23 protein-coding genes are annotated in these 19,825 nt (G+C 59.1%); 19 read left to right on the top strand and 4 right to left on the bottom strand.

Annotation, left to right across the window (positions count from 1 at the left end):
- Window positions 1-48 precede the first annotated feature (48 nt).
- The 10 genes from queA (at window position 49) to WB402_RS09340 (ending at window position 10,471) form a co-directional block, all read left to right on the top strand.
- A complete protein-coding gene (gene queA / locus WB402_RS09295; protein ID WP_424207163.1) occupies window positions 49-1,095 on the top strand; it encodes a tRNA preQ1(34) S-adenosylmethionine ribosyltransferase-isomerase QueA in 1,047 nt (348 codons plus the stop codon).
- Window positions 1,085-2,215 (top strand): tRNA guanosine(34) transglycosylase Tgt, encoded by a 1,131-nt coding sequence (tgt, locus tag WB402_RS09300; RefSeq protein WP_424207165.1) that lies wholly within the window; start codon window positions 1,085-1,087, stop codon window positions 2,213-2,215. The genes queA and tgt overlap by 11 nt, the downstream gene beginning before the upstream one ends.
- Window positions 2,216-2,234: 19 nt before the next feature.
- On the top strand, window positions 2,235-2,576 hold the full coding sequence (gene yajC, locus WB402_RS09305; protein WP_424207167.1) for a preprotein translocase subunit YajC: 342 nt from the start codon (window positions 2,235-2,237) through the stop codon (window positions 2,574-2,576).
- A 114-nt stretch (window positions 2,577-2,690) separates the two neighbouring features.
- Window positions 2,691-4,616 carry a protein translocase subunit SecD gene (secD, locus tag WB402_RS09310; protein WP_424207169.1) on the top strand — a complete coding sequence of 642 codons (1,926 nt, stop codon included), beginning with the start codon at window positions 2,691-2,693 and terminating at the stop codon, window positions 4,614-4,616.
- Window positions 4,617-4,624: 8 nt separating this feature from the next.
- Window positions 4,625-5,557 (top strand): protein translocase subunit SecF, encoded by a 933-nt coding sequence (gene secF / locus WB402_RS09315; RefSeq protein ID WP_424207171.1) that lies wholly within the window; start codon window positions 4,625-4,627, stop codon window positions 5,555-5,557.
- Window positions 5,558-6,046: 489 nt separating this feature from the next.
- Entirely contained in the window at window positions 6,047-6,532 is a 486-nt protein-coding gene (locus tag WB402_RS09320) for a hypothetical protein (RefSeq protein ID WP_424207173.1), read from the top strand.
- 217 nt (window positions 6,533-6,749) lie between these two features.
- Window positions 6,750-8,015 carry a serine hydroxymethyltransferase gene (gene glyA / locus WB402_RS09325; protein ID WP_424207175.1) on the top strand — a complete coding sequence of 422 codons (1,266 nt, stop codon included), beginning with the start codon at window positions 6,750-6,752 and terminating at the stop codon, window positions 8,013-8,015.
- A gap of 61 nt (window positions 8,016-8,076) precedes the next feature.
- The gene (nrdR, locus tag WB402_RS09330; RefSeq protein ID WP_424207177.1) at window positions 8,077-8,640 is read left to right on the top strand and encodes a transcriptional regulator NrdR; all 564 of its coding nucleotides are present in this window, start codon (window positions 8,077-8,079) and stop codon (window positions 8,638-8,640) included.
- Complete coding sequence (gene ribD / locus WB402_RS09335; protein WP_424207179.1) at window positions 8,637-9,737, top strand: bifunctional diaminohydroxyphosphoribosylaminopyrimidine deaminase/5-amino-6-(5-phosphoribosylamino)uracil reductase RibD; 1,101 nt, start codon at window positions 8,637-8,639, stop codon at window positions 9,735-9,737. Before nrdR ends, ribD begins: the two co-directional genes overlap by 4 nt.
- 77 nt (window positions 9,738-9,814) lie before the next feature.
- Window positions 9,815-10,471 (top strand): riboflavin synthase, encoded by a 657-nt coding sequence (locus WB402_RS09340; protein ID WP_424207181.1) that lies wholly within the window; start codon window positions 9,815-9,817, stop codon window positions 10,469-10,471.
- 5 nt (window positions 10,472-10,476) lie between these two features.
- Here WB402_RS09340 and WB402_RS09345 read toward each other — a convergent pair whose 3' ends face one another.
- Window positions 10,477-10,989 carry a hypothetical protein gene (locus tag WB402_RS09345; RefSeq protein WP_424207183.1) on the bottom strand — a complete coding sequence of 171 codons (513 nt, stop codon included), beginning with the start codon at window positions 10,987-10,989 and terminating at the stop codon, window positions 10,477-10,479.
- A 98-nt stretch (window positions 10,990-11,087) separates the two neighbouring features.
- Window positions 11,088-12,371 carry a serine/threonine-protein kinase gene (locus WB402_RS09350; protein WP_424207185.1) on the bottom strand — a complete coding sequence of 428 codons (1,284 nt, stop codon included), beginning with the start codon at window positions 12,369-12,371 and terminating at the stop codon, window positions 11,088-11,090.
- Window positions 12,372-12,609: 238 nt separating this feature from the next.
- Here WB402_RS09350 and ribBA point away from each other — a divergent pair, with 238 nt between their 5' ends.
- The 9 genes from ribBA to tsaB are packed head-to-tail and all read left to right on the top strand — an operon-like array spanning window position 12,610 to window position 18,656.
- Window positions 12,610-13,782 carry a bifunctional 3,4-dihydroxy-2-butanone-4-phosphate synthase/GTP cyclohydrolase II gene (gene ribBA / locus WB402_RS09355; RefSeq protein ID WP_424207187.1) on the top strand — a complete coding sequence of 391 codons (1,173 nt, stop codon included), beginning with the start codon at window positions 12,610-12,612 and terminating at the stop codon, window positions 13,780-13,782.
- Complete coding sequence (gene ribE, locus WB402_RS09360; RefSeq protein WP_424207189.1) at window positions 13,779-14,255, top strand: 6,7-dimethyl-8-ribityllumazine synthase; 477 nt, start codon at window positions 13,779-13,781, stop codon at window positions 14,253-14,255. The genes ribBA and ribE overlap by 4 nt, the downstream gene beginning before the upstream one ends.
- Window positions 14,256-14,264: 9 nt before the next feature.
- A complete protein-coding gene (gene nusB / locus WB402_RS09365; RefSeq protein WP_424207191.1) occupies window positions 14,265-14,705 on the top strand; it encodes a transcription antitermination factor NusB in 441 nt (146 codons plus the stop codon).
- 9 nt (window positions 14,706-14,714) lie between these two features.
- A complete protein-coding gene (thiL, locus tag WB402_RS09370; protein ID WP_424207193.1) occupies window positions 14,715-15,677 on the top strand; it encodes a thiamine-phosphate kinase in 963 nt (320 codons plus the stop codon).
- A gap of 8 nt (window positions 15,678-15,685) precedes the next feature.
- A complete protein-coding gene (gene purT / locus WB402_RS09375; RefSeq protein WP_424207195.1) occupies window positions 15,686-16,885 on the top strand; it encodes a formate-dependent phosphoribosylglycinamide formyltransferase in 1,200 nt (399 codons plus the stop codon).
- A gap of 14 nt (window positions 16,886-16,899) precedes the next feature.
- Window positions 16,900-17,331 (top strand): HIT family protein, encoded by a 432-nt coding sequence (locus WB402_RS09380; protein ID WP_424207197.1) that lies wholly within the window; start codon window positions 16,900-16,902, stop codon window positions 17,329-17,331.
- Between the two features lie 5 nt (window positions 17,332-17,336).
- Complete coding sequence (locus WB402_RS09385) at window positions 17,337-17,594, top strand: hypothetical protein (protein ID WP_424207199.1); 258 nt, start codon at window positions 17,337-17,339, stop codon at window positions 17,592-17,594.
- Window positions 17,591-17,947, top strand: coding sequence for a DUF4870 family protein (locus WB402_RS09390; protein ID WP_424207201.1), 357 nt, complete (start codon window positions 17,591-17,593; stop codon window positions 17,945-17,947). Before WB402_RS09385 ends, WB402_RS09390 begins: the two co-directional genes overlap by 4 nt.
- A gap of 37 nt (window positions 17,948-17,984) precedes the next feature.
- Window positions 17,985-18,656, top strand: coding sequence for a tRNA (adenosine(37)-N6)-threonylcarbamoyltransferase complex dimerization subunit type 1 TsaB (gene tsaB, locus WB402_RS09395; RefSeq protein ID WP_424207203.1), 672 nt, complete (start codon window positions 17,985-17,987; stop codon window positions 18,654-18,656).
- Between the two features lie 13 nt (window positions 18,657-18,669).
- Here the strand turns inward: tsaB and ppsR are convergent, their stop codons facing one another.
- On the bottom strand, window positions 18,670-19,497 hold the full coding sequence (gene ppsR, locus WB402_RS09400) for a posphoenolpyruvate synthetase regulatory kinase/phosphorylase PpsR (protein WP_424207205.1): 828 nt from the start codon (window positions 19,495-19,497) through the stop codon (window positions 18,670-18,672).
- A 105-nt stretch (window positions 19,498-19,602) separates the two neighbouring features.
- Window positions 19,603-19,825 (bottom strand): NAD(P)-dependent oxidoreductase (locus tag WB402_RS09405; protein ID WP_424207207.1); only part of this gene is annotated, 223 nt, incomplete at its 5' end.

A 19,825-nucleotide genomic window follows, 5' to 3' on the forward strand; every position in this document is an offset into this window, starting at 1 on the left:
ACGGTTGAGGCATATCCGCGCTGCGTGCGCGGGGCTTGGTCAAAGTACATGCGGAAATCCGATTTTCATTATTCCCTTCCCCACGATCTGATCGCGCAATATCCGGCAGCGTCGCGCACCGCCAGCCGCCTGCTGGCTCTCGATGGCGTGGACGGCACCCGGCGCGATCTGCGTTTCAACGATCTGCCCGGCTTGCTGCGGGCAGGCGATCTGCTGGTGTTCAACGACACGCGCGTGATTCCCGCGCGCCTGTTCGGCCACAAGGACAGTGGCGGGCGCGTCGAAGTGCTGGTGGAGCGTATTCTGGATACCCATCGTGTGCTTGCCCAGCTGCGCGCGAGCAAGCCGCCGAAGCCGGGACAGAAACTAATATTGGACGGGAATGTTACCATGACCGTGCAGCAGCGCGAGGGCGAATTTCACCATCTGATATTCGAAACGGATGTTCCGGCGACGGAGATTCTTGAGCGCATCGGTCATGTTCCGCTCCCGCCCTACATCGAACGTGCGGACAACGCGAGCGACAGCGAGCGTTACCAAACGGTGTACGCGCACCATCCTGGTGCAGTCGCCGCACCTACCGCCGGTCTGCATTTCGATGAGGCCATGCTCGCGCGTCTCAAGGGGATGGGGGCGGAGACCGCCTTTGTCACCTTGCACGTCGGCGCCGGGACGTTTCAGCCGATCCGGGTGGACGACGTCCGCGCGCATCGCATGCACGCGGAATATCTCAGCGTATCGCAGGCCACCTGCGAAAAAATCAATACGGCGAAGCGGGAAGGGCGGCGCGTGGTGGCGGTCGGCACCACCGTGGTGCGAGCGTTAGAGACCGCGGCAGACAGCGGGAGCGTGACGCCCTATGAAGGTGAAACAGAAATTTTTATCTATCCGGGGTACCATTTTCATATCGTGGATGCGCTGTTGACCAATTTCCATCTGCCGGAATCGACGCTGTTGATGCTGGTGTGCGCCTTCGGCGGCACGGAGCATGTGCTTAGCGCTTATCGGCACGCGGTGGCGCAAAAATACCGTTTCTACAGCTACGGGGACGCGATGTTCGTGACCCGCCATATGCCGGAGACCAATGCGTTTTGAATTGATTGCATCAGATAGCGCCGCGCGCCGGGGGCGCATGATTTTCGAGCGCGGCACCGTCGAGACGCCCACGTTCATGCCAGTCGGCACCTACGGCACGGTCAAGGGCATGACGCCGGAAGAGTTGCGCGAGTGCGGGGCGGAGATCATCCTCGGAAACACCTTTCATCTGATGCTGCGCCCGGGTGTGGACGCGATCAAGGTGCACGGCGGACTGCACCGCTTCATGCACTGGGACGGCCCCATCCTTACCGACTCCGGCGGTTTCCAGGTGTGGAGTCTCGGGCAGTTGCGCAAGCTGAGCGAGCAGGGCGTGTGGTTCCAGTCGCCGGTGGACGGCGCGAAGATTTTCCTCGGTCCGGAAGAGTCAATGGCGGTGCAGCAGGCGCTCGACGCCGACATCATCATGATATTCGATGAGTGCACGAACCACCCGGCGACCGAGCCCGAAGCACGCGCCTCGATGGAACTCTCGCTGCGCTGGGCCGAACGTTCCAAGATCGCCCATGCGGATTATCCCGCGGCGCTGTTCGGCATCGTGCAGGGCGGGATGTACGAACATCTGCGCGATATTTCGCTCACCGGGCTCAAGCAGATCGGTTTCGACGGTTATGCCATCGGCGGCCTGTCGGTGGGGGAGGAAAAGAGCGAAATGTTCCGCATTCTGGACCACATCGCGCCGCAAATGCCCGCCGACCGGCCACGCTACCTGATGGGGGTCGGCACGCCCGAGGACCTCGTGGAAGCGGTGCGCCGAGGCATGGACATGTTTGACTGCGTGTTGCCCACGCGTAATGCGCGCAACGGCTGGCTTTTCACCCATGACGGGGCGGTGAAGATCAAAAACAGCTGTTACGCCCGCGATACCGGCCCGGTGGACCCGCTGTGCGACTGTTATACCTGCCGGCATTACACCCGTGCCTACCTGCGCCACCTGCAGCAGGCGAACGAGATTCTGGGCGCACGGCTCGCCACCATCCACAATCTCCACTATTACCAGCGTCTGATGCAGAACCTGCGCCAGGCCATCGCAGAAAAAAAACTGGATGATTTCGTCGAGAAGTTTTATCGTATGCGCCGCCCGGCCGCCTCCCAAGAGGCGCCGACGGGATCCGACTGACATAACCGAAGGAAACACCATGAACTTTCTGATTTCCGATGCCTGGGCCGAAGCCCCGGCCGCCGCCGGTGCGCCGGCACAAGGCAGTCCGTTCGTGACTCTCATCATGCTCGGCGTACTGTTCGCGGCGTTTTATTTCATTCTCATCCGCCCGCAGGCCAAGCGCGCCAAGGAACACAAGGCCATGATCTCCGCGCTCGCCAAGGGCGACGAGGTCGTGACGGCGGGCGGCGTCCTCGGCCGGGTCACGAACCTCGGCGATACCTACGTGACGGTGGACATTGCCGAGGGAGTGGAGATCAAAGTGCAACGTCAGGCGATCCAAACTGTTCTGCCCAAGGGCACGCTCAAGTCGGCTTAAGAATCAAAAAATTTGATCTGAATCGCCAGGACGCCAGTATCGCAAGGGAATGAGAACAAGGAACGATTCTCCTGGCGCCTCTGGTGGCCCGCCGGTTAAAAATAATTTTTAAATATGAACAAATATCCGCTCTGGAAATACCTGCTTATCCTCATCGTTGTCGTGGTCGGGATCGTTTATGCCCTGCCTAACCTTTATGGCGAGTATCCCGCCGTCCAGATCTCGCCGACACGCACCACCAAGGTTGATCAGGGCCTGCTGTCTCTTGCCGAGAACCAACTCAAGCAGGCGAATATTTCTTACGTAAGTGCCGTGCTCGACGACAAGGGCGCGCGGATCCGCTTCACCGACACGGAAACCCAGTTACGGGCACGCGATCTGGTGCAGAAGGCTCTGGGCGAGCAATACATCGTCGCCCTGAATCTGCTGCCGGCAACACCTGGCTGGCTCGAGGCGCTGCGCGCCAAACCCATGTACCTCGGTCTCGACCTGCGCGGCGGCGTGCACTTCCTCATGCAGGTGGACATGGCGGCGGTGCTGAAGAAGGCGGAGGAGAGTTACGTCGACGACATGCGCCGCATCATGCGCGAGAAAAAGGTGCAGTACCTGACAGTGACGCGCTTCGACCGTGGCGGTATCGAGATCCGCTTCCGCGATGGCGCCGAGCGCGACAAAGGGCGTGACATTCTCCGCAAGGAACTCCCGGACGTCGAACTTGTCGACGCGGATCGTAGCGGTGACTTCGCCATCAACGCGAAAATGAAGCAAACCGCTGTGTTCGAAAAGAGCCGGTTTGCGCTGGAACAGAACATGAACTCGTTGCGCAATCGCGTCAACGAGCTGGGCGTGGCCGAGCCGATCATCCAGCAGCAGGGACAAGACCGCATCGTGGTGCAACTGCCCGGCGTGCAGGACACCGCCAAGGCCAAGGAAATCCTCGGGCGCACCGCGACCCTCGAGATCATGATGGTGGACGAGGAACATGATTTGGCCGGTGCGCTCGCGGGGCAGGTTCCGGCCGGGTCGAAGCTGTACAAGATGCGGGACGGGCGTCCGATTCTGCTCAAGAACCGGCTCATCTACTCGGGTGACAATATCGTGGATGCCGCGCCGGGCTTTGAAAGTCAGACCGGCAGCGCGATCGTCTCAATCACTCTCGACGCGCGCGGCGCGGCCATCAATCAGCGCATTACCGGAGAGAACGTCGGTAAGCGCATGGCGGTGGTGTATATCGAAATCAAGTCCGAACCCAAACTCGACGAACAGGGCAAACCGGTGCTTGACGCCAACGGCCGCCCGCAGCGCGTGAGCAAACGCGTGGAAGAGGTGATTACCGCGCCGGTGATCCGTTCGCAACTGGGCAAGCGTTTCCAGATCGAAGGTCTCGATTCGGTGCAGGAGGCGAACGAGCTGTCGCTGCTGTTGCGTGCCGGCGCCTTCGCCGCGCCGGTGGAGATCATCGAGGAGCGCACCGTGGGCCCGAGCCTCGGCGCCGACAACATCGCCAAAGGTTTCCATTCGACCTGGGTCGGTTTCGCCGCTATCGCGCTGTTCATGAGCGTTTATTACGTCATCTTCGGCCTGATCTCGGTGATGGCACTGGCGATCAACGTGCTGCTGCTGGTGGCGTTGCTGTCCATGCTTCAGGCAACACTCACGCTGCCCGGCATGGCCGGTATCGCGCTCACCGTCGGCATGGCGATCGACGCCAACGTGCTGATCAACGAGCGCATCCGCGAAGAGCTGCGCAACGGCAATACACCGCAGGCCAGTATCTACACCGGCTACGAACGGGCCTTTGGCACCATTCTCGATTCAAACGTTACCAACCTGATCGCGGGGTTGGCGCTGTTCATGTTCGGCACCGGTCCGATCAAAGGGTTCGCCGTCGTGCTGTGCCTGGGCATCCTCACCTCCATGTTCAGCGCGGTGATGGTCTCACGCAGCATGGTCAATCTGATTTACGGCAGCCGGCGCAAGCTGGAAAAAATTCCAATCGGCAATACCGCTTGGAAAGAAACGAGTTCGGCCAAGGGGTAAGACGCACCATGGAATTTTTCAAAATCAGAAAAGACATCCCGTTCATGCGCCACGCGCTGGCGTTCAACGTGATTTCAGGTGTGACGTTCCTGCTCGCCGTGTTTTTCCTGATCACAAAGGGCCTGAATTTTGGCGTCGATTTCACCGGCGGTACGGTGATGGAAATCAATTACCGCCAGGCCGCGGATGTACCGCAGATCCGCGATTCGCTCGCCAAACTTGGTTATCGCGATGTGGCGGTGCAGAATTTCGGCACCTCTCACGACGTGCTGATCCGGTTGCCGCTCAGGAAGGAAACGTCCAGCGCCAAGCTGTCCGAGACGGTCATGGAATCCCTGCGCCAGGGCGACCCGACGGTCGAGCTGCGCCGCACCGAGTTTGTCGGCCCCCAGGTCGGCCGGGAGCTGGTTGAGAACGGCGCGCTGGCGCTGCTATTCGTCTCCATTGGCATTGTGCTCTACCTCTGGTTCCGCTTCGAGTGGAAATTCGGCGTGGCAACGATTATCGCGAACCTGCATGACGTCGTGATCATCCTCGGCTTTTTCGCCTTCTTCCAGTGGGAATTCTCGCTTACGGTGCTGGCCGCGGTGCTCGCGATCTTCGGCTACTCGGTGAACGAGTCGGTGGTGGTGTTCGACCGCGTGCGCGAGAATTTCCGCAAGCTGCGCAAGCATACCGTGCCGCAGATCATCGACAACGCCATCACGCGTACGATTTCGCGCACCATCATCACTCACGGCAGCACCCAAATGGCGGTGCTCGCTATGCTGTTCCTCGGCGGCGAGACGCTGCATTATTTCGCCCTTGCGCTCACCATCGGTATTATGTTCGGCATCTATTCCTCAGCGCTGGTGGCGAGCCCCATTGTCATGTGGCTCGGTGTTTCGCGTGAGGACCTCATGCCGGTGAAGAAAGAGACGCTCGAAGACGGCCGCCCCTAGTAGTCGCTTCAGTATGCCGCCCACCCGGGCAGACAGTCCCTTCCATCTTTCAGCCTCGTGCCGTTATACGATCCTCACGGCAGCGATAAGTCATTGCGCAATGCTATTCACACTGCTGGCGTTGTTTTCTGCACCAAATTAGTTCAAGGCGCGGTGCGATTCCCGTTGCTGGTGCAACTCGATCGTGGGTGCACCTCGTTGCATCGCATAATTACTTGAAACCGCGCCGTTTTTTCATCGTGTATGGTTGGCACACGGGTTGCTATAACAACTATTGGATACACATGCGCACCACGCCTACCGGGAGTCAGAGCCATGCTGCACAAGGATATGAAAGAAAACGTACCGTCGGCCATTGAGGGAAACCCATGTTTGCGCAAACCATGATACAGAATCTGGGTGCGCTCAAAGTCGGTTGGCACTGGTTTTCCCTGATGTTGTTGCGCAGTTTTGGCGGAACCAGGAAACTGATGCAGGAGAAGTAGAGCAATGCGCTCACGGTGGCTGCAAATCCGTGGCGATCCCTCCGTGCGCCAGTTCGTGTTCAAGCAGGCGCGCGTGCCGAATGAATTCGACAAGAGTCTCGACGAAGTGCTCGCGCGTGTCGAGGTGCTGATCCTGGGGCACGGCGTGTTTCACGCCAAGATGCACTTCTCCACCGGACAGGTGACCCTGTGGCTGCTCGACGACCCGCTGCGCTACCGCGTGCACGTCAAGGAAGAGTTTCTCGATCCGGACATCTGCCTGGCCTATCCACGCCTGCCCTATACGGAAGAGGCGCTCGTTCCCACGCCGGAAATCCCGAAAGTTTTGGCCGAATTCAAACGCCTGCGCATGCAAGATAATCATATCTACCTGCGTTCGGCTTCCCTCAACGTGGTGAACGGTCTGGTGGGGCTGAATTTTTCCTGCGATGGCAGTCACTATATCAACTACGCGGAATTTCTGACTCAGGCCATTAACCTCTATGCCTGACTTCCATTTTCTGCCGCAGTGGTAAATCTATTGCAGGCGCAATACCCCTGATTGGATCACTGACATTTCCCGAGGGCTTCAAGCTCGATGCGTGGCGTGTTCCACGTCCACCCATGCATCGCCGGGCATAATCGTATATCCTAGGCCGCTTTTCAGGCCGCTAACCCCCGTTATCGAACGGGATGGGCGGTACGCAACGGACAGGAGCAAGGTTTAAATGTTCACGAATGACATGACCATCAAGGGCTTTGACGACGAGCTGTGGATCGCGATCCAGAACGAAGCCCGGCGCCAGGAAGAGCATATCGAGCTGATCGCCTCCGAGAACTATGCTAGTCCGCGTGTGTTACTGGCTCAAGGTTCTCAGCTCACCAACAAGTACGCCGAAGGTTATCCGGGCAAGCGCTACTACGGCGGCTGCGAGTACGTCGATGTTGCCGAGCGCCTGGCCATCGAACGCGCCAAACAATTGTTTGGCGCGGCCTATGCCAACGTACAGCCGCATTCCGGCTCGCAGGCGAATGCCGCGGTGTACATGGCCCTGCTTAATCCCGGCGACACCATTCTCGGCATGAGCCTCGCGCATGGCGGGCATCTCACGCACGGTGCCAAGGTGAATTTCTCCGGCAAGATCTACCACGCCGTGCAATACGGCTTGAGCGACAAGACCGAGGAGATCGACTACGAGCAGGTCGAGCGTCTCGCCAGCGAGCACAAGCCTAAAATGATCGTGGCGGGCTTCTCTGCCTATTCGCGCGTGGTCGACTGGGCACGGTTCCGCCGCGTCGCGGACAGCGTCGGCGCCTACCTGTTTGTCGATATGGCGCATGTCGCCGGACTGATTGCCGCGGGTATTTATCCGAATCCGGTGCAGATCGCCGATGTGACGACGACCACCACGCACAAGACGCTGCGTGGACCGCGCGGTGGCATTATTCTGGCGAAGGCCAATCCCGAGATCGAAAAGAAATTGAACTCGATGGTTTTCCCAGGCAGCCAGGGCGGCCCGTTGATGCATGTCATAGCGGCCAAGGCAGTGGCCTTCAAGGAAGCGCTCGCGCCCGAATTCAAAACTTACCAACAGCAGGTGCTGAACAACGCCCGCGCCATGGCGAAAGTCATGATGGACCGCGGTTACAAGGTGGTTTCCGGTGGCACCGACAATCACCTGTTTCTGGTCAGTTTGATCGAGAAGGGCATTACCGGCAAGGATGCCGAAGCGGCGCTGGGCGAGGCGAACATCACGGTGAACAAGAATGCCGTGCCCAACGATCCGCAATCGCCGTTTATCACCAGCGGCATCCGCATCGGCACGCCGGCCATTACCACGCGCGGCTTCGGCGAGAAGGATGCCCGCGAGCTAGCCGGCTGGATCTGCGATATTCTCGATCGCATGAGCGACGCCGCGGTGCGCACCGCGGTTCGCGCCAAGGCACTGGATATTTGTCGGCGGTTTCCGGTGTATGAGTCCAGCCAGCGCTAGCAGCTAACCGCTGGCGGGGCGGACAGTTCGCCTTTCAGCCGCTGCTTGCTACTATTCTGCTATGCGCTGCCCGTTCTGTTCCGCTGATGAAACCCGTGTCGTCGATTCGCGGCTTTCCGACGAAGGTGACTCCGTGCGCCGCCGGCGTGAGTGCGAGGTCTGCGGCGAAAGGTTCACGACCTTCGAACGCGCCGAGCTGCGCCTTCCCCAGATCATCAAGTCCGACGGGCGCCGCGAGCCGTTCAACGAAAAGAAACTGCAAAATGGCCTGTCGCGTGCACTCGAAAAACGCCCGGTGGATACCGATGCGATCGATAAAATCATCGGTCGTATTCGTCACAAACTCATGGCCAGTGGCGAGGGCGAGGTCGCTTCGCGCAGGATTGGCGAGTGGATCATGGAAGAGCTGAAGGATCTCGACCCGGTGGCCTACGTGCGTTTCGCCTCGGTATATCGCAGCTTTCAGGACCTCAATGCCTTTCGCGAGGAAGTGCAGCGCTTGCAGAACGAGCCAAGCGCCGAGACGCGGCGCAAGCAGCTTTCGCTGATTCCCGAGCCGGAGACGCCGCCCAAATCAAGCGCCGCGCAGGGACGGAAACCGCACACCGCGGGTAAGAAGTCATGACGACCTCCGCCGCCGATGCGCGCTTCATGGCGCGCGCCCTGCAGCTTGCACGCCGCGGGATGTACACGACCGATCCCAACCCGCGTGTCGGCTGCGTGATCGTGAAGGACGGGAAAATCATCGGCGAAGGCTGGCATGAGCGTGCCGGTGAGCCGCATGCCGAGGTCAATGCGCTGAATCAGGCGGGAAAAATTCAGGCACACAGCGCTGGCGTGTACCTGACGCTCGAACCTTGTTGTCATCAGGGCCGCACGCCGCCATGCACTCAAGCGCTTATCAAGGCAGGCGTGACGCGGGTCGTGGCGGCGATGCGCGACCCGAATCCGCAGGTCGCGGGCAAAGGGATCAAGGTATTGGAAAGTCATGGTATCCGGGTGGATGTCGGGCTGATGGAGAAAGAGGCCGAAACGCTAAACCCGGGATTCGTGAGCCGCATGAAGCGTGGCCGGCCGTATGTTCGAGTGAAACTTGCGGCCAGTGCCGATGGACGCACTGCCATGGCCAACGGCGAGAGCAAGTGGATCACGGGCGAGGCCGCACGCGCGGACGTGCAAAAATGGCGCGCGCGCAGTTCGGCAATCCTGACGGGGGTAAGCACGGTACTCGCGGACGATCCTTCGCTGAATGTGCGTGACATCAAGACCGGTCGTCAGCCGCTGCGCGTGGTGGTGGACAGCCGCCTGCGGATGCCAGTCACGGCGCGTATGTTGCGCGGCGCGGGCAAGACTTTGGTGATCACGGCGAGTCAGGACATGGCGATTACGGAGAAATTGAAAAAAGCCGGCGCCGAGATCGCCGATATGCCCACGCAGCAGAAGACCGTGGACCTGGGGAGGCTAATGAAGCATCTCGCCTGGCTGGAGATGAACGAGGTGTTGGTTGAGGCGGGCGCCACGTTGTGCGGCGCGTTGTTGCGGGCGAACCTGGTGGATGAATTGGTGCTCTATTACGCACCGCAAATCATGGGGAATAATGAGCGCGGGATGTTTGCGCTAACGCCGCTGGCACGCATGGCGGATCGGGTTAATCTTGAAATCATGGATGTGCGGCCCATTGGGAAAGATTGGCGGGTGATCGCCAGAGTCAGTGAAAAATGAAGAGTAAAGAGTAAAAAGCAGGAACTAAAACGCGATTTCAAATTTTTCACCATTCACTTTACACGTTTCATTGTCATATGTTCACGGGAATCATTCAGTCGGTCGGAAAAATCGCCGCCCTCGAAGCCAGCGGCGGTGACGCACGCGTGCGCATCGCCCGCGGGAAACTCGATATGTCGGATGTTAACACCGGCGACAGTATTGCCGTCAGTGGTGTCTGTCTGACGGTTGTCGAGCATTCCGTCGCGGGGTTTACGGCGGATGTCTCCGGCGAAACCCTGGCACGCACGACACTGGGGCGTCTGCGTAGCGGCGATTCCGTGAATCTTGAAAAGGCCCTGACGCTGTCGACCCTGCTGGGCGGACATCTGGTGAGTGGCCACGTGGACGGAGTGGGCGTTGTGGTCCGTCGCCGCGAGGCGGCCCGGTCAGTACAGTTCCGGATCAAGGCGCCTGAAGGCCTGGCAAAATATATCGCGGAAAAAGGTTCTGTTTGTGTGGATGGCGTGAGCTTGACCGTCAATGCCGTTCATGGTGTGGAATTTGAGGTCAATATCGTTCCGCATACGCTGGCGGAAACCACGCTGGACGCTATCAAGGAGGATTCAGAGGTCAATCTCGAAGTGGATCTTGTGGCGCGTTATCTGGAGCGACTCATACACGGCGAGTACGCGGCACGAGGCGGATCAGAGATCACCCGCGAGTTTCTTGCCAGGCATGGATTTATCAAATAGCCGGTCTATTGCCGCGACAATACCTGGAAACTCACGCTGGTTTTGGCGAGCACGATAGTCTTGGATTTCTTGTTCGTTTTCAACACGAGTTTGCTCACGATACGGTATTTCCCCAACGGTGCGTTTTCGGGAATCGGCAGCATTGTCTCTCCCGTATAGTAGCCGCTGGTGCGGAGCCGGTCGCCGACGGATTCTGTCTTGGTCGCGATCAGTGCGCCGTCGGTCGTGTAGATTTCGCGGACTTCTTCCAGCGTCCGTTTCAGCCGGGCGCTTTGCAGCAGATATATTTCCTTATGGATCGTGAGATGGCGGCAGGGCTTTACCTTGGGAGGGTCGAGTTGTATCCGGTACAGGCGGACCACAGTATTTGCGCCGCGGGGTAACGGCTTGAAGTTCTTGGCGAATGTTTCCGTATCCGACTCGGAAAATTGATATTGCGTACTGTAGTCGGTGTCTTTACGGTTTGCCTCGAATTGCTCGCAGGTTTCCTCACGGATAGTCGCGCAGCCGGACGCCATCAGACTTAATCCGACGAGAATAACCGGAACAAGCCGGCGCAGGTGGAAGCAGCGCTGAGCGCGCGTCATGTCAAACAACGATGAATCTCCGTAATGGTTCAGCTGCCCCAAGCCTGACGCAAAGTCTCATATTTGTCGCGGGTTTTTTTGGCGGCGACCTGATTTGATTCAGTGGTTTTAGGTGCCATGGAAACAGACTGTCTGGGGGCGGTTATGGTCGATTTCCGCTGCGCGACCTTTTGTGTGGCAGCATTGGCGGCAAAGTTATTATCCTCTGACAATTTATGCAACGGATAGATATCGAACGCCAGTACCAGCAGCAATGCCATGGTTGCCAGGGAAACATCAAACCATGCGCCGCCCCAGATACGCTGCCCTGCGGATTCTTGCTGGCGCTTCCATGGGCGGCGTTTTTCGTTGCCGGTGCGACTGAGAGTGGTTTGGCGGCGTTCAACCAGACCGAGTCCAAGTAGGGTGGCGCGGAATTCAGCGGTTGTCTGGAATCGCCGGTTCGGGTCTTTTTCAATTGCCTTGAGAATGACAGATTCAAGCTCGCGCGGCAGTCGGCGCTGGAATTCCTTTGGGCTCGGTGGATTTTCCTGCACGTGTGCGTGCATGAGCGCGTAATCGCTGCGGCGCTCGAAGGGAAGTCGTCCGGTGACGGCTTCGAACAGACTGACGCCGAGCGTATAGATATCAGAACGGCAGTCGGTTTCCCGACCGTTGATCTGCTCAGGGGATATATAAAGGAGTGTCCCAACCATGGTGCCGTTCTGTGACGGGTCGTGGTTGTCCATGAGCCGTGCGACGCCGAAGTCCATCAATTTGATCACACCATCGCGGGTGATGAAGATGTTGCTTGGCTTGAGATCGCGATGCACCACGCCCATCTGGTGGATGTGTTCCACGCCGCGCAGCGCCTGATCGAAGATGCGGATCGCCTCGGAAACAGACATCGGGCCGTAATGACGTAGACGATTTTCGAGCGTTTCCCCTTCAACGTATTCGAGCACCAGTATCTCTCCGGCAGGATGCTCCATCAGTTCGTACAGTGTGATGATGTGGGGGCTGTTCAGCCGCGCCTGGGCCTGCGCCTCGGTGCGGAAACGCTTGAGATATTCGGTGTGTTTGCAAAGCTGCGGCGGCAATACCTTCAGCGCCACGGTACGATTCAATTCAGTATCATGGGCGCGGTAAACCACCCCCATGCCGCCGACGCCCACGCGGCTCAGCGTCAGATAACGTCCGACCATGCTGCCGGGCTCGAGCACCTCCGCTGCCGGATCATCGTCCAGACGCGTTGCGCTGACTTGCGCCCGCCGTTCGGTGAATCGACCGGATATAATGACGGTGCTTTGCAGCTTGTCGGCCTTGGCGGTCATGGGTTTTTATATATGGATCAGGAAAAAACCAGCGGATGCCGCCCTCCCTGGCAGAACCCGCTTACTCTCTAAAGTATGGCGCGGGTTTGGCGAATAGCATGGCGAGGTGGGACGGAAGACCAAGAAGCCCCGACAAGCGGTGACCCCAGACTTAAGGGCTTGATATGGCTGAGATCAGCGCATCCGGTGCGAAAATAGGTGATAATGCACGCCCAATCCCGGAATTTGTAATGGATTTATGCCGATAAGCCCGGTAAACGAGATTATTGACGAGATAAAACGCGGTCGCATGGTCGTGCTGATGGACGACGAAGACCGCGAAAATGAAGGTGACCTGGTGATGGCTGCGGTGCATACGCGTCCGGAAGACGTCAACTTCATGGCGCGTCACGGCCGCGGACTGATCTGCCTCACCCTGACCCAGGAACGTTGCCGCCAGTTGCACTTGCCACTCATGGTCAGCGACACACATCACCGGCGTGCGACCAATTTCACCGTTTCCATCGAAGCGGCGGAGGGCGTCACCACCGGCATTTCCGCTGCCGACCGCGCACGCACCATCCAGGCGGCAGTCAAAAGCAATGCCATACCGAGCGATATCGTACAACCGGGGCATATCTTTCCGCTGATGGCGCAGCGCGGCGGTGTGCTGGCGCGCGCCGGACACACCGAGGCCGGCGTGGATCTCGCGCGCGTGGCGGGACTGGAACCCGCGAGCGTCATTTGCGAGATCATGAATGAAGACGGCACCATGGCGCGCCTGCCGGAACTGGAGGAGTTCGCCAACAGGCATGGATTCAAGATCGGCACCATCGCCGATCTCATCCGCTACCGGACGGAGCATGAATCCACGATTCAGCGTGTCGGTGAATGTGTGATGCCGACTGAATTCGGCGACTTCCGCGTCGTGGCCTTTCATGACGACATTGGCGATGCCGTGCACCTGGCGCTTGTCCGCGGCGACATCCACCGTGACCGGCCGGTGCTCGTGCGGGTGCACGTCCAGGAAAGTCTGCTGGATCTGGTCACCACGGCGCATCGCGCCGGTTCCTGGACGCTGCATGAGGCGCTAACGCATGTCACGGCGGAAGGCGCCGGTGTCGTGGTTATCCTGCAGCAGGAAGAAAAGCCCGCCGATCTCGTGCAACGCATCCGGCATTTTCAGGAACAGGGCAAAGCATTAGAATCGAAGAGTGGCAAACCGGGACGCGCCGAAATGCGCACCTACGGCCTCGGCAGCCAGATTCTCGCCGACCTTGGCGTGAGCAAGATGCGCGTGCTGGGTCATGCCATGAAAGCGCCGGGGTTGTCCGGCTTTGGGCTCGAGATTGTAGGATACATCGAGGGCGGTAAGACGCCGTCCACACAGGATCATCACCGGCACAACAAAGAGAAAAAGGTATCCCGATGAGCGACGTAAAGAACATAGACGGCGATTTGATCGCGCGCAGCGCGCGTTTCGGTATTGCACTCGGACGCTTCAACAGTTTTATCGGCGAACGGCTGCTCGAAGGCGCGGTCGATACGCTCGTGCGCCACGGCGCCGAAGCAGCCAACATCGATGTCGTACGCGTGCCAGGCGCATTCGAGATGCCGCTGGCACTCAAGACCATGGCGGCGTCCAAGAAATACGATGCGCTGATCGCGCTGGGCGCGGTGATCCGTGGTGAGACGCCGCATTTCGAATATGTCGCCGGTGAATGTGCCAAGGGCGTATCGCAGGTGGGAATGCAGTTCGATCTGCCGGTGGCTTTTGGCGTGCTGACGGTGGATACTATAGAGCAGGCGATCGAGCGCGCCGGCACCAAGGCCGGCAACAAGGGTGTGGATGCCGCGTTAACCGCCATCGAGATGGTTAATCTGCTCAAGAAACTGCGTATTTGAGGGGACATCATGAACAAGGGCAGTCGTCACAAAGCGCGCCGTGCTGCCGTTCAGGCCCTATACCAGTGGCATTTGACCCAACAGCCGCCGGGCGACATTGAAGATCATTTCATCCTCGACCACGAGATGAATGGTATCGACGTCGAGTACTTTCACCATCTGGTGCGTGAGATACCACGGCACATTCACGAGCTGGACGATCACATCTCCCCGCATCTCGACCGCAAGCTGAATGATGTAGATCCGGTCGAGCTCGCGTGTCTTCGCATCGGCACCTACGAATTCGAGTTTCACCCCGAGATTCCCTACAAGGTTATTCTGAATGAATCTGTGGAACTCGCCAAAACCTTCGGCGCCGAACATGGTCACAAATACGTCAACGCCATTCTCGACAAGGTCGCCGCCGGTCTGCGCGCGAACGAAATCAAGGCCGCCCATTCCACGGCCTGACCTCGGTCTTTGAACGAGTTCGAGCTGATCCGCACTTTCTTCGCGCGCCAGCCGGTGTCGCGCGCCGACGTGGCCGCCGGTATCGGCGATGACGCGGCGTTGCTGCATCCGCCCGCCGGCCAGCTACTTGCCGTGACCTCCGACCTGCTGGTATCGGGCGTGCATTTTCTGCCGGATGTCGAACCTCACTCTCTCGGTCGCAAAGCATTGGCCGTCAATCTCAGCGATCTCGCGGCTATGGGCGCGGAGCCGGCATGGTTCCTGTTGAATCTGGCACTGCCCGAAGTAGATGTACAATGGCTTGAGCGATTCTGCGGAGGGATGTTCGATCTGGCGCGCGCCTACAACGTGCAACTTGTGGGCGGCGATACCTCGCGCGGACCGCTCGCGATCGGGATCGAGGCGCATGGATTTGTGCCGGAGGCTATGGCGTTGCGGCGCTCCGGCGCCAAGGTAGGCGACCGGATTTATGTCACCGGCACCCTCGGCGATGCGGCTGTGGCGTTGCGGCACCGGCTGGGAAAACAGCGACTGTCTGAGGACGATTTCGCCGCAGTGGTCGAGCATCTCGACCGGCCCACACCGCGTGTGCTCGAAGGCATGTCGCTGCGTGGTCTGGCGCACAGTGCGATCGATATTTCCGACGGTCTGGTAGCGGATCTCGGACATATTCTGGAGCAGAGCCAGGCCGGCGCATGCATTTTTCTCGATAAAATACCCGTGTCGCCGGTCTGCCGGGCGCATATCACAAAGTTCGGCTGGGAGGCGGCACTGGCCATGGGCGACGATTACGAACTGTGCTTTACCGTGCCGCCGCACAATATCGGCGCATTGGAGAAACTTCAATTCGCTTGCGGGCTGCATTGCATCGGAGAGATCGAGTCGGAGCCCGGCTTGCGTATCGTGGATGAATCGGGTGGGCCTTATCGCCCGGCATTCACAGGTCACGATCATTTCGCCAAATTAAAATAAGGAGACACATGAAAATCGGCACACCACTCAGCCCCAGCGCCACGCGCGTGATGTTGCTGGGAGCGGGAGAGTTGGGCAAGGAAGTGATCATCGCCTTGCAGCGGCTGGGGGTTGAGGTTATCGCGGTGGATCGTTACCCCCACGCGCCGGGGCACCAGGTCGCGCATCGCGCGTACGTAATCAACATGGCAGACGGCGCCGCCCTGCGCGCGCTGGTCGAGCAGGAGCGTCCGCATATTATCGTGCCCGAGATCGAGGCCATTGCCACGGACATGCTGGCGGAAATCGAGCGTGATAAGCTCGCCGAGGTTATCCCCATGGCGCGTGCGGCGCAGCTCACCATGAACCGCGAGGGCATCCGGCGGCTCGCGGCCGAAACGCTGGAGCTGCCAACCTCGCGTTATGCATTTGCCGCCAGCCTCGGCGAATTGAAGGAGGCAATCGATGGCGGAATCGGGTATCCCTGCATCATCAAGCCGGTGATGTCGTCGTCGGGTAAGGGCCAATCCACCGTGAGCAGCCCGGAGGACGTTGCCAAGGCATGGGACTACGCCATGAGCGGCGCGCGCGTGAATCAGACACGGGTGATCGTCGAAGAGACGATCAAGTTCGATTACGAAATTACGTTATTAACGGTACGAGCTGTGGGTGATTCCGGTGATGTCGAGACTTTCTTCTGCGATCCCATCGGGCATGTGCAGATCAAGGGCGATTATGTTGAGTCCTGGCAACCACAGCCGATGAATATGAAAGCATTGAATAGGGCCCGCGAGATCGCCAGGAAAGTCACTGATAGCCTCGGCGGACGCGGAATCTTCGGCGTGGAGTTGTTCGTCAAGGGTGACCATGTCTGGTTCAGCGAGGTCAGCCCGCGCCCGCACGACACCGGCATGGTGACCATGATTAGCCAAGTCCAGAACGAATTCGAATTGCACGCCCGTGCGATTCTGGGATTGCCGGTTTCTGTGGCCCTGCGCGCGCCGGGCGCGAGTGCGGTGATTTATGGCGGCATGGACGCCAAGGGCATCGCGTTTGAAGGCGTTGACGAGGCGCTGCGTGTGCCGCAATCTGACCTGCGTCTGTTCGGCAAGCCGGAGGCGTTTACGCGCCGGCGCATGGGCGTGGCCTTGGCCAATGGCGCCGATACGAACGAAGCCCGCGCCCGCGCCAAACTCGCGGCCTCCAAGGTCAGGCCGGTCAAGGCCTGAAGCGGATGACGGCGATGACAGACTGTCCGCTTTGCCGGCCTGACAAGGAAACCGCTTTGTGGAGCGATACTCGCTGCCGGGTGATACTGGTGGACGATCCGGATTACGCCGGTTTCTGCCGCGTGATCTGGCAACAACATGTGAAGGAAATGACCGACCTGACCGAAACAGATCGCGGCCATTTCATGGCCGTGGTATTCGCCGTCGAGCAGGCATTGCGCGAGTCAATGCATCCCGACAAGATCAATCTCGCTTCACTCGGCAACCAGGTACCGCATCTGCACTGGCACGTGATACCGCGATTCGCCGACGACGCGCATTTTCCCGATCCGGTATGGGCCATGCGTAAACGCGATCACCGAATGATCAGGACGGACAGAATCCTGTTGGCGGAGCAGCTGAAACGGCGGCTGGGTGAATTGCGCCAGAGGAAGACGGGTCGCTGAAGCACATGAGACGAAAACTTCTCTTCGCGTTTGTGTTGTGGATGGCATTTGCCTTCAGTTTTTTGCAATCCATTACCGTCACCGTTGGCTGGTGGAAAGGCGAATTGCACGCCGGTCTGTGGGAATGGTTGTGGATCGGATTATTGCCGGTATGGATATTCGTGTTCTTCCGTTATTATTCGATATTCCGGCCCGGATGCCGCGCCTGCCAGCCGCCGGAGCATGAATCGTCGCACCATCCGGCAGGTCCGGGAGCGCCATGAGCACACCGCTGACAACTAACAACAGTCGTCAACCCGATCGCCAGTCGCTGAAGACTATCGCCACGGTGGTATATGCCCTGCAAGCGGCGAGCCTGTTCCTCGTGTTTCCTTATTTCATCGCGGTGATACTGAGCTACCTCAAGCGCGACGACGCGCAAGGCACCTGGCTCGAATCGCATTTCCGCTGGCAGATACGCACGTTCTGGTTCGGCCTGCCATGGATCTTGTTGGGATTTGTCACTTATATCTTGATTGTTGGCCAGCTCATCCTTTTCGTGTTTGCGCTGTGGCTGGTCTACCGCATCCTCAAAGGCTGGCTGAAACTGAGCGATGGAATAGCGGTGGACGCTTGACTGTCAGCTGTCGCACACGGCGCGGGTAATCTCTTCCTTGAAAATTCTCGCACTGGATTCCTCCACCGAAGCCTGCTCCGTCGCCTTGTGGACGGATGGCGAAGTGCGGGAGCGTTTTGAAACCGGCAGTCAGCATTCCGAGCGTATTCTTCCCATGGTGCAGGAAATGCTGGCCGAAGGCGGCCAGGTGCTGACGCAACTGGATGCCATTGCCTTCGGGCGCGGACCGGGATCGTTCACGGGCCTGCGCATCTGCGCCGGCGTCGTGCAGGGTTTGGCTTTCGGCGCGGATCTGCCGGTGGTTCCGGTATCCTCGCTCGCGGCCCTGGCGCAGGGAGTCGATGCTGCGCGTGTGCTGGCGGCGTTCGACGCGCGCATGCATCAGGTGTACTGGGGTGCCTACATTCGTAACGCACAAGGAATGGCCGAACCTGTCGGCGAGGAAAAAGTCTTGACGCCTATGCAGGTGCCAGTACCCGATGATGCCGGATGGGTTGGCGTCGGCAGCGGTTGGGATCAGTATGCCGCCGTGCTAACCGCGCGCCTGAAGAATCGTGTGGCGGCATGGCGCGCGCAAAGTTTCCCTCGCGCCCGGTTTGTGGCACAGCTTGGTGCTTATTTGTATGAAAAAGGAACAGCATTGAAACCGGAGCAAGCGCTTCCGATTTACCTGCGCGATGACGTTGCTGTAAAGCAGACAAAACTCTGAGTAATTTATTCCGCTAGCTTTTAACTTGCTTGATCAATCCCGTGGCATGGAGAATGGAAATGGCGATCTCCTCCACCGACTTGGTTGTGGTGTCGAGGATAGGAACCTGCGCCTGGCGCATCAGAGATTCGGAGGCGCGCAGTTCGCTGCGACAGTTTTCCAGCGAGGCATAACGGCTTCCCGGTTTGCGTTCGTTGCGAATTTTCGCCAGCCGTTCGGCGTGGATGGTGAGGCCAAACAGCTTGGCGTGGTGAGGAAGCAACGGTTTCGGCAGCATCCCGTCAGAAAAATCATCCGGCGTAAGCGGGTAGTTGGCGGCGTGGATTCCATACTGCATGGCGAGATAAAGGCAGGTCGGCGTTTTGCCGGTGCGCGACACGCCGGTCAGGATCACCTCGGCCCGGTTGTAGTTGGCGGTGTTGACGCCGTCGTCGTGTGAAAGGGTGTAGTTCACCGCGTCCATGCGCTTCTGGTAGGCCAGTTCGTCGCCCATGCCGTGGCTGAGACCGAGCGCGTGGGACGAGGTCAGACCGAGCTCGGATTCCAGCCGGCCGATGAAGTCCGCGAAAAAATCGAGAAACAGCGCGTTGGCGGAAGTGACCACGGCGCGCACGTCATCGTTGATCAAAGTACTGAAGACGATCGGCGGTTTTCCTTCCTGAAGCGTAACACGGTTGATTTCAGCAACCACGGCCTCGGCTTTTTCCACCGTGTCGACAAAGGGCGTGGTGTGTTTGTGAAACTCGACATCGGGGAACTGCGTCAGCAGTGTTTTTCCCAGCAGCTCCGCCGTGATACCGGTGCGGTCCGAGACAAAAAAGACGCTACGCTGTATTTTCATGATCGATCGGTAAGATCGCCCTGGTTGTGACAGACGGAGTATGCAGCAGACCGCAAGTTCAGGCAAAACATCTGTCAAACATTTCGATTTGGAGCCGGGCCGTTTTCAAACGACACGATTCCGCGGCGCGCCATGAATGAATGCCTCGATGTTGTCGATCAGCTGATCGGCCATGATCTGCATGGCGTTGCGGCTCGCCCAGGCGACATGCGGCGTCAGGATTAAGTTGGGCAGATCCAGCTCGAGCAAGGGGTTGCCCGCGCGCGGCGGTTCTGAAGTCAGCACGTCGAAGCCCGCGCCGCCGATCACGCCCTGTTTGAGCGCGAGC

The organism is Sulfuricaulis sp., assembly GCF_049587675.1.
Classification (GTDB): domain Bacteria; phylum Pseudomonadota; class Gammaproteobacteria; order Acidiferrobacterales; family Sulfurifustaceae; genus Sulfuricaulis.

What these genes read in the sequence shown, in the direction of transcription:
- queA (WP_424207163.1), top strand. Translation starts at nt 49, where the DNA reads ATGCGGAAATCCGATTTTCATTATTCCCTTCCCCACGATCTGATCGCG.
- tgt (WP_424207165.1), top strand. Translation starts at nt 1,085, where the DNA reads ATGCGTTTTGAATTGATTGCATCAGATAGCGCCGCGCGCCGGGGGCGC.
- yajC (WP_424207167.1), top strand. Translation starts at nt 2,235, where the DNA reads ATGAACTTTCTGATTTCCGATGCCTGGGCCGAAGCCCCGGCCGCCGCC.
- secD (WP_424207169.1), top strand. Translation starts at nt 2,691, where the DNA reads ATGAACAAATATCCGCTCTGGAAATACCTGCTTATCCTCATCGTTGTC.
- secF (WP_424207171.1), top strand. Translation starts at nt 4,625, where the DNA reads ATGGAATTTTTCAAAATCAGAAAAGACATCCCGTTCATGCGCCACGCG.
- WB402_RS09320 (WP_424207173.1), top strand. Translation starts at nt 6,047, where the DNA reads ATGCGCTCACGGTGGCTGCAAATCCGTGGCGATCCCTCCGTGCGCCAG.
- glyA (WP_424207175.1), top strand. Translation starts at nt 6,750, where the DNA reads ATGTTCACGAATGACATGACCATCAAGGGCTTTGACGACGAGCTGTGG.
- nrdR (WP_424207177.1), top strand. Translation starts at nt 8,077, where the DNA reads ATGCGCTGCCCGTTCTGTTCCGCTGATGAAACCCGTGTCGTCGATTCG.
- ribD (WP_424207179.1), top strand. Translation starts at nt 8,637, where the DNA reads ATGACGACCTCCGCCGCCGATGCGCGCTTCATGGCGCGCGCCCTGCAG.
- WB402_RS09340 (WP_424207181.1), top strand. Translation starts at nt 9,815, where the DNA reads ATGTTCACGGGAATCATTCAGTCGGTCGGAAAAATCGCCGCCCTCGAA.
- WB402_RS09345 (WP_424207183.1), bottom strand. Translation starts at nt 10,989, where the DNA reads ATGGCGTCCGGCTGCGCGACTATCCGTGAGGAAACCTGCGAGCAATTC.
- WB402_RS09350 (WP_424207185.1), bottom strand. Translation starts at nt 12,371, where the DNA reads ATGACCGCCAAGGCCGACAAGCTGCAAAGCACCGTCATTATATCCGGT.
- ribBA (WP_424207187.1), top strand. Translation starts at nt 12,610, where the DNA reads ATGCCGATAAGCCCGGTAAACGAGATTATTGACGAGATAAAACGCGGT.
- ribE (WP_424207189.1), top strand. Translation starts at nt 13,779, where the DNA reads ATGAGCGACGTAAAGAACATAGACGGCGATTTGATCGCGCGCAGCGCG.
- nusB (WP_424207191.1), top strand. Translation starts at nt 14,265, where the DNA reads ATGAACAAGGGCAGTCGTCACAAAGCGCGCCGTGCTGCCGTTCAGGCC.
- purT (WP_424207195.1), top strand. Translation starts at nt 15,686, where the DNA reads ATGAAAATCGGCACACCACTCAGCCCCAGCGCCACGCGCGTGATGTTG.
- WB402_RS09380 (WP_424207197.1), top strand. Translation starts at nt 16,900, where the DNA reads ATGACAGACTGTCCGCTTTGCCGGCCTGACAAGGAAACCGCTTTGTGG.
- WB402_RS09385 (WP_424207199.1), top strand. Translation starts at nt 17,337, where the DNA reads ATGAGACGAAAACTTCTCTTCGCGTTTGTGTTGTGGATGGCATTTGCC.
- WB402_RS09390 (WP_424207201.1), top strand. Translation starts at nt 17,591, where the DNA reads ATGAGCACACCGCTGACAACTAACAACAGTCGTCAACCCGATCGCCAG.
- ppsR (WP_424207205.1), bottom strand. Translation starts at nt 19,497, where the DNA reads ATGAAAATACAGCGTAGCGTCTTTTTTGTCTCGGACCGCACCGGTATC.